The sequence below is a fragment of the Pseudorhodoferax aquiterrae genome, assembly GCF_014652235.1.
Classification (GTDB): Bacteria; Pseudomonadota; Gammaproteobacteria; order Burkholderiales; family Burkholderiaceae_C; genus Pseudorhodoferax; species Pseudorhodoferax aquiterrae.
Genome location: NZ_BMYK01000002.1, coordinates 502,801 through 516,526, shown reverse-complemented (window position 1 = coordinate 516,526; position 13,726 = coordinate 502,801). Strand labels below are relative to the sequence as shown.

The 13,726-nt window shown below is 69.5% G+C and carries 10 protein-coding genes; 9 read left to right on the top strand and 1 reads right to left on the bottom strand.

Features of this window, described 5'->3' with window-relative positions; translation table 11 throughout:
* The first annotated feature begins 36 nt into the window (after positions 1-36).
* The 5 genes from IE209_RS05105 (at position 37) to dcd (ending at position 7,602) form a co-directional block, all read left to right on the top strand.
* On the top strand, positions 37-1,191 hold the full coding sequence (locus IE209_RS05105; protein WP_189685861.1) for a BMP family ABC transporter substrate-binding protein: 1,155 nt from the start codon (positions 37-39) through the stop codon (positions 1,189-1,191).
* A gap of 65 nt (positions 1,192-1,256) precedes the next feature.
* Positions 1,257-2,291: an adenosine deaminase gene (locus IE209_RS05100; protein ID WP_189685860.1), complete on the top strand. Its 1,035-nt coding sequence runs from the start codon at positions 1,257-1,259 to the stop codon at positions 2,289-2,291.
* Positions 2,292-2,298: 7 nt separating this feature from the next.
* A complete protein-coding gene (locus IE209_RS05095; RefSeq protein ID WP_229882693.1) occupies positions 2,299-5,742 on the top strand; it encodes a DEAD/DEAH box helicase in 3,444 nt (1,147 codons plus the stop codon).
* 218 nt (positions 5,743-5,960) lie between these two features.
* Complete coding sequence (locus IE209_RS05090) at positions 5,961-6,977, top strand: BMP family ABC transporter substrate-binding protein (RefSeq protein WP_189685924.1); 1,017 nt, start codon at positions 5,961-5,963, stop codon at positions 6,975-6,977.
* A 58-nt stretch (positions 6,978-7,035) separates the two neighbouring features.
* A complete protein-coding gene (gene dcd / locus IE209_RS05085; protein WP_145545328.1) occupies positions 7,036-7,602 on the top strand; it encodes a dCTP deaminase in 567 nt (188 codons plus the stop codon).
* Between the two features lie 4 nt (positions 7,603-7,606).
* Here dcd and IE209_RS05080 read toward each other — a convergent pair whose 3' ends face one another.
* The gene (locus IE209_RS05080; protein ID WP_229882692.1) at positions 7,607-8,821 is read right to left on the bottom strand and encodes an adenylate/guanylate cyclase domain-containing protein; all 1,215 of its coding nucleotides are present in this window, start codon (positions 8,819-8,821) and stop codon (positions 7,607-7,609) included.
* Positions 8,822-8,974: 153 nt separating this feature from the next.
* Here IE209_RS05080 and ypfJ point away from each other — a divergent pair, with 153 nt between their 5' ends.
* The 4 genes from ypfJ to IE209_RS05060 all read left to right on the top strand — a co-directional run bounded on the left by ypfJ (position 8,975) and on the right by IE209_RS05060 (position 13,721).
* Positions 8,975-9,856 carry a KPN_02809 family neutral zinc metallopeptidase gene (gene ypfJ, locus IE209_RS05075; RefSeq protein WP_189685859.1) on the top strand — a complete coding sequence of 294 codons (882 nt, stop codon included), beginning with the start codon at positions 8,975-8,977 and terminating at the stop codon, positions 9,854-9,856.
* 157 nt (positions 9,857-10,013) lie between these two features.
* Positions 10,014-10,280, top strand: a complete 267-nt coding sequence (gene rpsO / locus IE209_RS05070; protein WP_145545330.1) for a 30S ribosomal protein S15 — start codon at positions 10,014-10,016, stop codon at positions 10,278-10,280.
* Positions 10,281-10,474: 194 nt separating this feature from the next.
* Entirely contained in the window at positions 10,475-12,637 is a 2,163-nt protein-coding gene (pnp, locus tag IE209_RS05065; RefSeq protein ID WP_189685858.1) for a polyribonucleotide nucleotidyltransferase, read from the top strand.
* Positions 12,638-12,734: 97 nt separating this feature from the next.
* Entirely contained in the window at positions 12,735-13,721 is a 987-nt protein-coding gene (locus tag IE209_RS05060; RefSeq protein ID WP_189685857.1) for an NAD(P)H-quinone oxidoreductase, read from the top strand.
* The last annotated feature ends 5 nt before the right edge of the window (positions 13,722-13,726 follow it).

Genomic DNA, 13,726 nt, shown 5'->3' with positions numbered 1-13,726 from the left:
CGGGCCGCTTTTTTCGTTGACACCTCCGGAGAATCCATGACCGACCAGAAGAAACGTTCGATGCTGCGCGTGGCCGCGCTGAGCGCGATGGCCGCCGCCGCGCTGGCCGCCTGCGGCAAGAAGGAAGAGCCGGCGCCCGCCCCGGCACCGGCCGCCGCCGCACCGGCGCCCGCGCCCAAGGCCGAGCCGCTCAAGATCGCGTTCGCCTACGTCGGCCCGGTGGGAGACGGCGGCTGGACCTTCGCGCACGACAACGCGCGCAAGGCGCTGGAGAAGGAGTACGGCGACAAGATCGTCACGAGCTTCGTCGAGAAGGTGCCCGAGTCGGCCGACGCCGAGCGCGTGTTCCGCGACCTCGTGGGCCAGGGCAACAAGCTGATCTTCGGCACCACCTTCGGCTACATGGAACCCATGCTCAAGGTCGCGCCCGACGCCACCGACGTGAAGTTCGAGCACGCCACGGGCTACAAGACCGCGCCCAACCTGCGCACCTACGACAGCCGCACCTACGAGGGCGCGTACATGGCCGGCGTGATCGCAGGCGCCATGACCAAGAGCAACACGCTGGGCGTGGTGGCCTCGATCCCGATCCCGGAAGTGGTCCGCAACATCAACAGCTTCACGCTGGGCGCGCAGTCGGTGAACCCCAAGATCACGACCAAGGTGGTCTGGGTCAACGAGTGGTTCAATCCGCCGAAGGAGACCGAGGCCGCCACCGCGCTGATCAACGGCGGCGCCGACGTGCTGATGCAGAACACCGACTCGGCCGCCGTGCTCAAGACCGCGCAGGACAAGGGCAAGCGCGCCTTCGGCTGGGATTCGGACATGACGGCCTACGGCCCGCAGGCCCACCTGGGCTCGGCCATCATCAACTGGGCACCGTACTACATCAAGGCCACCAAGGACGCGCTGGAAGGCACCTGGTCCACGGGTTCCGTGTGGTGGGGCGTGAAGGAAGGCGCGATCGACATGGTCTCCATCGCCGCGGACGTGCCGGCCGAGACCAAGGCCAAGATCGACGAGATCAAGAAGGGCCTGAAGGACGGCACGTTCTCGATCTGGAAGGGCCCGATCGCCGACAACACGGGCAAGGAAGTCGTGGCCGCCGGCGCCGTGGCCGACGACCAATTCCTGTCGGGCATCAAGTTCTACGTCAAGGGCGTGGAAGGCAAGGTGCCGGGCGACAAGTAAGCTTGGCGCCTGTGGTATGAAAAGGGCTGCCGCGCGCAGCCCTTTGTTGTTTTGGAAAGCCTACGATGAACCTCAAACCCATCCCCGCCGACCGCCTGCCCGAACTGCTGCGCGGCATGCCCAAGGCCGAGCTGCACATGCACATCGAAGGCTCGCTGGAGCCCGAGCTGATCTTCGCGCTGGCGCAGCGCAACGGCGTGTCCATTCCCTACGCGAGCGTCGAAGACCTGCGCCGCGCCTACGCCTTCACCAACCTGCAGAGCTTCCTGGACATCTACTACGCGGGGGCCTCGGTGCTGCTGAAAGAGCAGGACTTCTACGACATGGCCTGGGCCTACCTGCAGCGCGCGGCCGCCGAGAACGTGCTCCGTACCGAGATGTTCTTCGATCCGCAGACGCACACGGCGCGTGGCGTGGCCATGGAGACGGTGGTCAACGGCCTGCACCGCGCCTGTGTCGATGCGCAGGCGCAGCTGGGCGTGAGCGCCGCGCTGATCCTGTGCTTCCTGCGCCACCTGAGCGAGGAGGAGGCCTTCGCCACGCTGGAGCAGGCGCTGCCCCACCGCGACAAATTCATCGGGATCGGCCTGGACTCCAGCGAGGTCGGCCACCCGCCCGAGAAGTTCGCGCGCGTGTTCGCGCGCTGCCGCGAGCTGGGCTTCCACCTCGTCGCGCATGCGGGCGAGGAGGGGCCGCCGGCCTATGTCTGGACTGCGCTGGATGTGCTGAAGGTCGAACGCGTCGACCACGGTGTGCAAAGCAGCAAGGACGCGGCGCTGATGCGCCGCCTGGCGGCCGACCGCATCCCGCTGACCGTGTGCCCGCTGTCCAACCTCAAGCTCTGCGTGTTCCCGGACCTTGCGCAGCACAACCTGGGCGCGCTGCTCGATGCCGGCCTGGTCGCCACCGTGAACTCCGACGACCCGGCCTACTTCGGCGGCTACCTGAACGAGAACTTCGTGCAGACCTTCGCAGCCACGGGCCTCACGGCCCAACAGGCCTTCCAGCTGGCGGACAACAGCTTCGTGGCGAGCTTTGCCTCCGCCGCGCAAAAGCAGGCCTGGCGCGAGCGGCTGCAGGCCCATTTCGCCGGGTTCTGAGCGCCCGGTGGACCTGCTGATCGATCCCCAGTCCATCGCCCCGCACCTGCCTGCCGCCACCTATGCCCGTGGCCTGCAGGTCTACCTGAACCAGGGCGTACTTGAACACCAGCTGCGCGCCGAGAGCGCGCAGCACTGGCAGGTGGACGGCACGGTGCGTGGCAGCGAGCGTGAGCCCTACGACACCAGCCTGGTGATGGAGCTGGGCGATGGCGGCCGGGTGGCGCGCTTCGCCGCCAGTTGCTCCTGCCCGGTTGGCCACAACTGCAAGCACGCGGTGGCGCTGGCGCTGAAGGCCGCCTACGCCGCCGGCGCGGTGCGGCGCCCGGCCACGCCCGATGCCCGGCCGGCGGCCACGGCGCCGGCGCCCGTCGCTGCCGCCGCCCGTGCGCAGGCGGACATGCGCGCCTGGCTGGACCTGTTCGACGACGCGCCGGCCGATGCGCAAGCGCGCACGCCGGCCGTCAACGCCGACGTGCCGCTGTACCTGCTGTCGGTCGCGGAGCCGTCCGCGCGCGGCCCGCGCGGGCCGGCGCGGCTGCAACTGGCCTGGCAGGTGTCGCGCGCGCTCAAGCGGGGCGGCTGGTCCAAGCCCAAGGTGCCCGGCTACGACGCCTTGTTGCGCATCCCCGTGCTGGCCACCGCCGAGCCCAACGACGACCGCGAATGCGTGCGGCTGATCCAGTCGCTGGGCACGCAGCGCTACACCTATGGCGTCACGCACACCGGCACCGTCGACGGCACCGTCGGCAGCCTGGCCGTGCAGGCCGCGGCGCGCACCGGCCGGCTGTTTGCGGTGCTGGAGTCGGGCGCCATGGCCGAGACGCCGCTGCGCTGGGGCCCGCCGCGCCGGCTGCTGTGGCAGTGGCACGAGAGCCGGCAGCCGCGCGAGGCTGAGAGCCTGTGGGAGCTGCGCGCCGGCGTGGCGGAGCAGGGGGCCGACCCGGATGCGCCCGGCGCCCGCCCCGCCCCGCGCACCGGCGTGTACGGCGCCCAGGTGCCGCTCTACCTGGACCTGGAGCACCGCTGCTGCGGCCCGGTGGAATGCCCCGGGCTGGACGCGGCCCAGCTGCGCCTGCTGCTGGCCGCACCACCGCTGCCGCAATCGGCCTTCGGCGACGACCAGAGCCGCCTGCTCGAACGCCTGGCCGGCCTGCCGCTGCCGCCCGTGGTCGCGCCGCCCGAACGCTGGCCCCAGGTGCCGCCCGTACCCTGCCTGCGGCTGTCGCGCGTGCCGCCCGCCGAGCGGGCCCAGCGCGGCCTGCTGCGCGCCACGCTGGACTTCGACTACGCCGGCCTGCGCGGCCAGTGGTTCGTGCCGCAGGCCCAGGTGCTGGTGGCGTACGACGGCCGGCGCGTGCTGCTGACCCGCGATGTGGCGGCCGAACGCGCGGCCGAGCTGCGCCTGCGCGCGCTGGGCCTGGTGGGCGACGCCGTGGCGCGCTTTCACCTGCCCGCGGCCAGCATGACCTGGCTGGACTGGGCCATGGACGACTGGGCGCCGCTGCGCGCGGCCGGCTTCGACGTGCAGTCCGACGCCGATCTGGCCGGTTTCGTGCAGCAGGCCGATGCCCTGCTGGTGCAGGTCACGTCGCCGACGGCCGAGCACGACGACGCCGCGTTGGAGGACGCCCTGCGCGCCGGCACCGACGTGGCCTGGTTCGAGCTGTCGCTGGGCATCGCCATCGACGGCGCCCGCCACAACGTGCTGCCCTGGCTGCCGGCCCTGCTGCGGCAGGTGCGCCACACGCCCGAAGGACCGCTGCTGCCGCCATGGCTGTGGCGCGAGCAAGCCGACGGCCGCTGGTTGCGCCTGCCGTCCGAGCCGCTGCAGCCCTGGCTGCAGGCCCTGATCGACCTGGTGGGCGAGCGCCCCGAGCGCGACCTGGAGGCCGAGGCCCTGCGTCTGTCGCGGCTGGAGGCGCTGCGCATGGGCGTGCTGCTGGGCGAAGGCGCGGTCTGGGACGGCGCCGAGGGCTTGCGCCAGCTGCTGCGCGAACTCGTCAGCGGCGCGCCGCCGGCCATTGAGCCGCCAGCGGGCCTGCGCGCGCAGCTGCGGCCCTACCAGCAGCAAGGCCTGAACTGGTTGCAATTCCTGCGCCGCGCCGGCCTGTCCGGCATCCTGGCCGACGACATGGGCCTGGGCAAGACGCTGCAGACCCTGGCCCATCTGCTGCGCGAGCATGAGGACGGCCGGGCGGACCGGCCCAGCCTGGTGCTGGCGCCCGTGAGCGTGCTGGGCAACTGGCGCCGCGAGGCCGAGCGCTTCGCGCCCGCGCTACGCACGCGCGTGTGGCACGGCGCCGACCGCCACAAGGCCGACTTCAGCGGCTGCGACCTCGTGGTGGCGCCGTATTCTCTGCTGCAGCGCGACCGCGAACGCTGGCTGGGCCAGCGCTGGCATCTGGTGGTGCTGGACGAGGCGCAACACATCAAGAACGCCAGCACCCAGGCGGCGCAGGTGGCGGCTTCGCTGCAGGCGCGCCAGCGCCTGTGTCTCTCCGGCACGCCCATGGAGAACCACCTGGGCGAACTCTGGAGCCTGTTCCACTTCCTGATGCCGGGCTTCCTCGGCAGCCAGGCGCGCTTTCGCGAGCTGTTCCGCCAGCCGATCGAGAAGCATGCGGACACGCAGCGGCTGGCCTTGCTGCGCCGGCGCATCACGCCGTTCATGCTGCACCGGACCAAGGCGGCGGTGGCCACCGAACTGCCCGCGCGCGTCGAGAGCATCTCGCCCGTGACGCTGGATGGCGCGCAGGCCGACCTGTACGAGACGATCCGGCTGGCCACGGAAAAATCGGTGCGTGCCGCGCTGGCGGACAAAGGCCTGGCCCGTTCGCAGATCCAGGTGCTGGACGCGCTGCTCAAGCTGCGCCAGGTCTGTTGCGATCCGCGGCTCGTCAAGGCCGCGCCTGGCGTCACCAAAGCGGCGGGCTCGGCCAAGCTCGAGCTGCTCATGGAGATGCTGCCCGAGCTGCTGGAAGAGGGCCGGCGCGTGCTGCTGTTCTCGCAGTTCACGGGCATGCTGGCCTTGATCGAGGCCGCGCTGCGCGAGCGCAAGATCCCGTTCGCCACGCTGACCGGCCAGACCCAGCAGCGCGACGCGGTGATCGAGCGCTTCACCAGCGGCGCCGTGCCGCTGTTCCTGATCAGCCTGAAGGCCGGCGGCACGGGGTTGAACCTGCCCCAGGCCGACACCGTCATCCACTACGACCCCTGGTGGAACCCGGCCGTGGAGGAGCAGGCCACGGCGCGCGCGCACCGCATCGGCCAGCAGCGTCAGGTGATGGTCTACAAGCTCGTGGCCGAGGGCACGATCGAGGAGCGCATCCTGGACCTGCAGGCGCGCAAGGCGGCGCTGGCGCAGGGCCTGCTGCACGGCGCGGCGACGCGCGAGGCGCCGCTGTTCAGCGAGGACGACGTGGCAGAGCTGCTGCGGCCGATCGGTTGACGGCAGCACGCCGGCCGGGCCTTTGGTGGACAATGGCGCCCCCGAGTTCGTCCCCTGGTGGACATCCCATGAAGAGCGTCACTTCTAAAATACGCAGCAGCGGCTTTGGCCGCGCTTTCATTTCTGCCGCCCGCTGCACGGCACAACCCTCTCCCTCCGCGCTGTCGCGCAGGCACCTGCTGGCCACCGTGGCCACTGCATGCCTGCCGGGTCTGGCCATGGCCGGTGATCCGCTCAAGATCGGCTTCGTCTATGTGGCTCCGCTCACCGATGCCGGCTGGGTGCGCCAGCACGAGGAGGGCCGCAAGGCCGTGCAGGCCGCACTCGGCAATCAGGTGCAGACCCGCTACGTGGAGAACGTGGCCGAGGGGCCGGACGCCGAGCGCGTGATCCGCGAACTGGCCCTACAGGGCTGCGGCCTGATCTTCACGCCCAGCTTCGGCTACATGGAGCCCACGCTGCGCGTGGCGCGCGACTTCCCCGAGGTGCGCTTCGAGTCCATCACGGGCCTGAAGACGGCGCCCAACGTGGCCACGGCCAATGCGCGCCACTACGAGGGGCGCTACCTCGCCGGCGTGGCGGCCGGGCGCATGAGCAAGACCGGCACGGCGGGCTATGTAGCCGGCTTTCCGATCCCCGAGGTGCTGCAGGGCATCAATGCCTTCACGCTGGGCATGCGCTCGGTGGCGCCGCAGGCGGCCGTCAAACTGGTCTGGCTGCAGGCCTGGTTCGATCCGCCGCGCGAGCGCGACGCCGCCATGACGCTCATGAACCAGGACGCCGACGTGATGGTCTTTCACACCGGCTCGGCCGCCGTGATGGCCGCCGCGCAGGAGCGCGGCCGGCTGGCCATCGCCTACCACTCCGACATGCGCAAGACCGCACCCGACGCCCAATTGCTGGCCGTGCGCCACGAGTGGGGCGACTACTACACGCAGCGTGCGCGCGCGGTGCTGGACGGCAGCTGGAAGAGCGGCAACGTCTGGGGCGGAGTGCGCGAGGGCATGGTTCGCGTGGGCGACTTCGGCCCGCGCGTGCCCAAGGCCGTGCAGGACGAGGTGCAGGCGCGCCAGCAGGACATCGCGGCCGGGCGGCTGCATCCCTTCCATGCGGGCAAGGCCTTGCGCGACAACACGGGGCGCGTGGTGCTGGAGGCCGGCCGCACGCTGGCCGACCCGCAGATCCTTGCGATGGACTGGTTGGCCGAGGGCGTGGCGGGCGGCCTGCCGCGCTGAACCCGGTGGGGGGGCCGCCCCCTACAATCGCCGCCCGTTTTCGAAAGAGCCTTCACCCATGACGATCAAGAGCGACAAGTGGATCCGCCGCATGGCCGAGCAGCACGGCATGATCGAGCCGTTCGAGCCCGGCCAGATCCGCGAGCGCGAAGGCCACAAGATCATCAGCTACGGCACCAGCAGCTACGGCTACGACATCCGCTGCGCGCCGGAATTCAAGGTCTTCACCAACATCCACAGCACGGTGGTGGACCCCAAGCACTTCGACGAGAAGAGCTTCGTGGACTTCCACGGCGACAGCTGCATCATCCCGCCCAACAGCTTCGCGCTGGCGCGCACGGTGGAGTACTTCCGCATCCCGCGCAACGTGCTGACCATCTGCCTCGGAAAGAGCACCTACGCGCGCTGCGGCATCATCGTCAACGTGACGCCGTTCGAGCCCGAGTGGGAAGGCTATGTGACGCTGGAGTTCTCCAACACCACGCCGCTGCCGGCCAAGATCTACGCGGGCGAGGGCTGCGCCCAGGTGCTGTTCTTCGAGAGCGACGAGGTCTGCGAGACCAGCTACAAGGACCGCGGCGGCAAGTACCAGGGCCAGGTCGGCGTGACCCTGCCCAAGACCTGATCCTTCAGGCAGGCGGCGCTGCGTCGAGCGCGGCCAGCGCCGCTGCCAGGTCCTGGCGCGCACGGGCGCGCGTTTCCTCGGTCAGCCGGCCCGGGTCCAGCGTCAGCTGCAGGCCGGCATAGTTCTGGTGGATGCCGGCGCGCTGCTCGGGCTCGTCGGGATGGATGCCCTGCAGCGCGAAGCAGCGCACGTCGCGCGAGACGCCCTTGGCCGCGAGCGGCTCGCGCTCTTCGGCCTGGAACTCGTCCTTGACCAGTGCATAGGTCTCGTAGGACATGACCACGCCGTCGGGGATGCCGTTCTGCTCCAGCCGCGCGGCGATGTTGACCTCGCTGCCGATCACCGTGTAGTCCATGCGCTGCTCGCTGCCGAAGTTGCCCACGTGGCAGAAACCGGTGTTGATGCCGATGCGCACCTGGAAGGGCTGGCGGTAGCCCTTGTCGCGCCAGACGGCCTGCAGCTCGCGCATGCGGCGCTGCATGGCCACGGCCATGCGTACGCACTGGCGCGCGTCTTCCTCCACGCCGCGCGTTTCCGGGTCGCCGAAGAAGATCACGATGGCGTCGCCGATGAACTTGTCGATGGTCGCGCCATGGTCCAGCGCGATCTTGGACATCTCCGAGAAGTAGTTGTTGAGGAAGTAGGTCAGGTCCTCGGGCTGCATGCGCTCGGCATTGCGCGTGAAGTCCTTGATGTCGGAGAAGAAGATCGTGAGCTTCTTGCGCACGGCCGAAATCGAGACGTCCTTGGCGCCCTCGAAGATCGACTTGTAGATCTGCGGCGACAGGTAGCGCGAGAGCTTTTCCGACAAGGAGCGCAGCATGCGCGTGCGTGTCGACAGCGCGATGTGGTTGTGCACACGGGCCAGCAGGATGGGAGGGCTGAGCGGCTTGGTGATGTAGTCGACCGCCCCGAGCTCGAAGCCCTTTTCCTCCGAGTGCTCGTCCGTCATGGCGGTCAGGAAGATCACCGGGATGTGCGAGAGCGCCGGGTCGGCCTTGAGCCGGCGGCAGACTTCGTAGCCATCGATCTCCGGCATCATGATGTCCAGCAGGATCAGGTCGGGCGGCGCGTTGGCGGCCGTGGCCAGGGCCTTGGCACCGTGGTTCACGACCTTCACGCGGCAGCTGTCGCGCAGCAGCGCTGCCATCAGGGTGAGGTTGTCCGCGGTGTCGTCGACCACGAGGACAGTGGGTTTGTCGGCCGGGGTGAGGTCCATCGGCAGGCTTCCTTCGGTGTGCAGCGGCGCCCCGCGCCGGGCGGAGTCGGGTCCGCGAGCCATCGTACATGCGGAAACATTGGTGTCGGGGCGGGCCGGCCCGGTTGGCGGACGAGCGGTACCATCACGCCACCACAAGGCAGGAGAGACCCCATGCGCTGGGAAGGAAATCGAGAATCCGAGAACGTCGAAGACCGGCGCGGGCAGGGCGGCGGCGGTGGCGGCGGCCCCGTGTTCGGTGGCCGCAGCATCGGCATCGGCACCATCGTGATCGCGCTGGTGGGGGGCTGGGTTCTGGGGGTGAACCCGCTGACGCTGTTGGGCATGCTCAGCGGCGGTGGGCCCGTGGCGATCGAGCAGCCGCAAGGGCCGGCGCAGCGCCCGCCGGCGGACGACCAGATGGCCAAGTTCGTCTCCACCGTGCTGGCCGACACCGAGGACGTCTGGCGCAAGCAGTTCGCCGAGGCCGGCGGCCAGTACCGCGACCCCACGCTGGTGCTGTTCCGTGGCGCCACGCGCACGGCCTGCGGCCAGGGCCAGGCCGCCATGGGACCGTTCTACTGCCCGGCCGACCAGAAGGTCTACATCGACCTGGGCTTCTACGAGACGCTGAAGAACCGCCTCGGCGCGCCTGGCGAGTTCGCCCAGGCCTATGTGATCGCCCACGAGGTCGGCCACCATGTGCAGAACCTGTTGGGCATCACGGCCAAGATGGAGCAGATGCGCCAGCGCATGAGCGAGGTCCAGTACAACGGCATGAGCGTGCGGCTGGAGCTGCAGGCCGACTGCTTCGCCGGCGTGTGGGCGAACAAGGCGCAGGACGCGCGCCAGATCCTGGAGAACGGCGACATCGAGTCGGCCATGAACGCGGCCGCCAAGATCGGCGACGACGCGCTGCAGCGCGGCAGCGGCGGCGCCGTGGTGCCCGAGAGCTTCACGCACGGCAGCAGCGCCCAGCGCCAGCGCTGGTTCGCCACGGGCCTGAAGACCGGCAGCGTGAAAGCCTGCGACACCTTCTCGGCCAGCGCACTCTGAGCGCCGCGCTATAATCGTCGGGCTTTGCCTTGCGGCGAAGCGCACGTTGGCCGTCAGTTCCGTCGGCCAACGCAAGTGAAACCGCCGGAACCTGTCCTTGTGCCGTCCATGGCCCAAGGGATCTCGGGTATCTCATCCGGCACATCCTGGAAATTCCATGATTGCAGCATCCGTCAAGGCCGAGGTCGTCAAGGCCAACGCCCGCGCCGCCAACGACACTGGCAGCCCCGAAGTTCAAGTTGCGCTGCTGACCGCACGCATCAACGAACTGACCCCCCACTTCAAGACCCACGCCAAGGACCACCACGGTCGCCGTGGCCTGCTGCGCATGGTGAGCCGCCGCCGCAAGCTGCTGGACTACCTGAACGCCAAGGACCACGACCGCTACGCGGCCCTGATCGCCAAGCTGGGTCTGCGCAAGTAATCCGCCGAGCCTCCTCGGTTCGAAAAGGCGCCTGAGTTGGTTCGCTGGCTCAGGCGCTTTGCACTTCAAAACCCGACAGATGCCGCGCGCAAGGTACGCGCTGTGTCATTCCACAAGCGGCCCGTGCCGCGGGGTTCTTGTGGAATGGCATCGTTCCTTCGCTGGCCCTGTCTCCACCATTTCCGGAGAACCACATGACGATGTTCAATAAAGTCACCAAGACCTTCCAGTGGGGCCAGCACCAGGTCCGCATGGAAACCGGCGAAGTCGCGCGCCAGTCCACCGGCGCCGTGCTGCTGGACATGGACGGCACCGTGGTGCTGGCCACGGTGGTCGGCAAGACCACCGGCAAGCCCGGCCAGGACTTCTTCCCGCTGACCGTCGACTACCTCGAGAAGGGCTATGCCGCCGGCAAGATCCCGGGCAGCTTCTTCAAGCGCGAAGGCCGCCCGAGCGAATACGAAACGCTGACCAGCCGCCTGATCGACCGCCCGATCCGCCCGCTGTTCCCCGAAGGCTTCTTCAACGAAGTGCACGTGGTCATCCACACGCTGTCGCTGAACCCCGAGGTCGATGCCGACATCGCCGCCATGATCGCCGTCAGCGCCGCGCTGTCGGTCAGCGGCATCCCGTTCGCCGGCCCGATCGGCGCGGCCCGCGTGGGCTACGTCAACGGCCAGTACGTGCTGAACCCGGGCCAGACCGCCCGCAAGGATTCCAGCCTGGACCTCGTCGTGGCCGGCACCGAAGCCGCCGTGCTGATGGTCGAGTCCGAGGCGCTGCAACTGTCCGAAGAGGTCATGCTGGGCGCCGTGGTGTTCGGCCACGAGCAGGGCAAGATCGCCATCGAAGCCATCCATGAGCTGGTGCGCGACGCCGGCAAGCCGGTGTGGAACTGGCAGGCGCCCGCCCGCGACGAGGACCTGATCGCCAAGGTCACGGCCGCCGCCGAAGACAAGCTGCGCGCCGCCTACCAGCTGCGCAACAAGCAGGCCCGCACCGAAGCCACGCGCGCCGCCTACGCCGACGTGCTGGCCGCGCTGAAGGCCGACGGCGTCGAGTTCGACAGCGTCAAGGTCGAAGGCCTGCTGTTCGACATCGAAGCGCGCATCGTGCGCGGCCAGATCCTGGCCGGCGAGCCGCGCATCGACGGCCGCGACACGCGCACCGTGCGCCCCATCGAGATCCGCAACAGCGTGCTGCCGCGCACCCACGGATCGGCGCTGTTCACGCGCGGCGAGACCCAGGCCCTGGTGGTGACCACGCTGGGCACCGAGCGCGACGCGCAGCGCATCGATGCACTGTCGGGTGACTACGAAGACCGCTTCATGCTGCACTACAACATGCCTCCGTTCGCCACCGGCGAAACCGGTCGCGTGGGCAGCCCCAAGCGCCGCGAGATCGGCCACGGCCGCCTGGCCAAGCGCGCCCTCGTGGCCGTGCTGCCGAGCAAGGAAGACTTCCCCTACACCGTGCGCGTGGTCAGCGAGATCACGGAATCCAACGGCTCCTCCTCCATGGCGTCGGTCTGCGGCGGCTGCCTGTCCATGATGGACGCCGGCGTGCCGCTGAAGGCGCACGTGGCCGGCATCGCCATGGGCCTAATCAAGGACGGCAACCGCTTCGCGGTGCTGACCGACATCCTGGGCGACGAGGACCACCTGGGCGACATGGACTTCAAGGTGGCCGGCACGACCAACGGTGTGACGGCGCTGCAGATGGACATCAAGATCCAGGGCATCACCAAGGAAATCATGCAGGTCGCTCTGGCGCAGGCCAAGGAAGCCCGCATGCACATCCTGGCCAAGATGCAGGAAGCCATGGGCGCTGCCAAGACCGAGGTGTCCAGCTTCGCGCCGCGCTTGTTCACGATGAAGATCAACCCCGAGAAGATCCGCGACGTGATCGGCAAGGGCGGCTCCGTCATCCGGGCGCTGACCGAAGAGACCGGCACGCAGATCGACATCGGCGAAGACGGCACCATCACCATCGCTTCCGCCGACCCGGCCAAGGCCGAGGAAGCCAAGCGCCGCATCGAGCAGATCACCGCGGAAGTGGAGATCGGCAAGGTCTACGAAGGCCCGGTCACCAAGATCCTGGACTTCGGCGCGCTGATCAACCTGCTGCCCGGCAAGGACGGCCTGCTGCACATCAGCCAGATCGCGCACGAGCGCGTCGAGAAGGTCACGGACTACCTGAGCGAAGGCCAGGTCGTGAAGGTCAAGGTGCTCGAGACCGACGAGAAGGGCCGCATCAAGCTGTCCATGAAGGCGCTGCTGGACCGTTCCGCACCGCCGGCCCCGGCCCCGGCGCCGGCTGCCGCGCCGGTCGAGGCGGCTCCCGGCCTGCCCGAGTAATTCTGCGTTGCGACGGGCCGCATCCCCCGCGGGATGCGGCGCACCGCACCGGCTGGAGCGACGCCTGGCCGGTGCCTTGTACTTTCGAGGACCCGCAATGAAAGCCATCGAGATCACGAGCTATGGCGCCCCCGAGGTGCTGCAGAGTGCCGAGCGCCCGGACCCGGTGCCCGGCGCCGGGGAGGTGCTGCTGCGCGTGCGCGCGAGCGGCGTGAACCGGCCCGACGTGCTGCAGCGCACCGGCAACTACCCGGTGCCGCCGGGTGCGTCCGACATCCCCGGCCTGGAAGTGGCGGGCGTCATCGAGTCCGGCGATGCCGAGGCGCTGCGTGCCGCAGGGCTCAACATCGGCGACCGCGTCTGCGCGCTGGTGGCCGGTGGCGGCTACGCCGAGCTGTGCGTGGCGCCGATCGCGCAATGCCTGCCCGTGCCGAACGGCCTCACGGACGAGGAGGGCGCCAGCCTGCCCGAGACCTTCTTCACGGTCTGGAGCAATGTGTTCGACCGCGGCCGGCTGCAGCCGGGCGAGACCCTGCTCGTGCAGGGCGGCACCAGCGGCATCGGCGTGACGGCGATCCAGCTGGGCAAGGCGCTGGGCGCGCGCGTGATCGCCACGGCCGGCAGCGACGAGAAGTGCGCGGCCTGCCTGGCACTCGGCGCGGACCATGCGATCAACTACAAGACCGCCGACTTCGCCGAGGAAGCCCGCAAGCTGACCGATGGCAAGGGCGTGGACGTGATCCTGGACATGGTCGCCGGCGCCTACGTGGCCCGCGAGATCAACTGCCTGGCCGAGGACGGCCGGCTGGTCATCATCGCGGTGCAGGGCGGCACCAAGGCCGAAGTCAACGCCGGGCTCGTGCTGCGCCGCCGCCTGACGGTGACGGGCTCCACGCTGCGGCCGCGGCCGGTGGCGTTCAAGGGGGCCATCGCGCAGTCGCTGCGCCGCCACGTGTGGCCGCTGATCGAGGCCGGCCAGGTCAAGCCCGTGATCCACAGCCGCTTTGCGGCGGCGGACGCCGCCAAGGCCCATGCGCTGATGGAGTCCAACCAGCACATCGGCAAGATCGTCCTGACCTGGTGAGTGAA

Bases quoted from the DNA above. Each gene is read 5' to 3' on its own strand.
- IE209_RS05080 (WP_229882692.1), bottom strand. From the start codon at position 8,821: ATGGACCTCACCCCGGCCGACAAACCCACTGTCCTCGTGGTCGACGAC.
- pnp (WP_189685858.1), top strand. From the start codon at position 10,475: ATGACGATGTTCAATAAAGTCACCAAGACCTTCCAGTGGGGCCAGCAC.
- IE209_RS05105 (WP_189685861.1), top strand. From the start codon at position 37: ATGACCGACCAGAAGAAACGTTCGATGCTGCGCGTGGCCGCGCTGAGC.
- ypfJ (WP_189685859.1), top strand. From the start codon at position 8,975: ATGCGCTGGGAAGGAAATCGAGAATCCGAGAACGTCGAAGACCGGCGC.
- IE209_RS05090 (WP_189685924.1), top strand. From the start codon at position 5,961: ATGGCCGGTGATCCGCTCAAGATCGGCTTCGTCTATGTGGCTCCGCTC.
- rpsO (WP_145545330.1), top strand. From the start codon at position 10,014: ATGATTGCAGCATCCGTCAAGGCCGAGGTCGTCAAGGCCAACGCCCGC.
- IE209_RS05100 (WP_189685860.1), top strand. From the start codon at position 1,257: ATGAACCTCAAACCCATCCCCGCCGACCGCCTGCCCGAACTGCTGCGC.
- IE209_RS05060 (WP_189685857.1), top strand. From the start codon at position 12,735: ATGAAAGCCATCGAGATCACGAGCTATGGCGCCCCCGAGGTGCTGCAG.
- dcd (WP_145545328.1), top strand. From the start codon at position 7,036: ATGACGATCAAGAGCGACAAGTGGATCCGCCGCATGGCCGAGCAGCAC.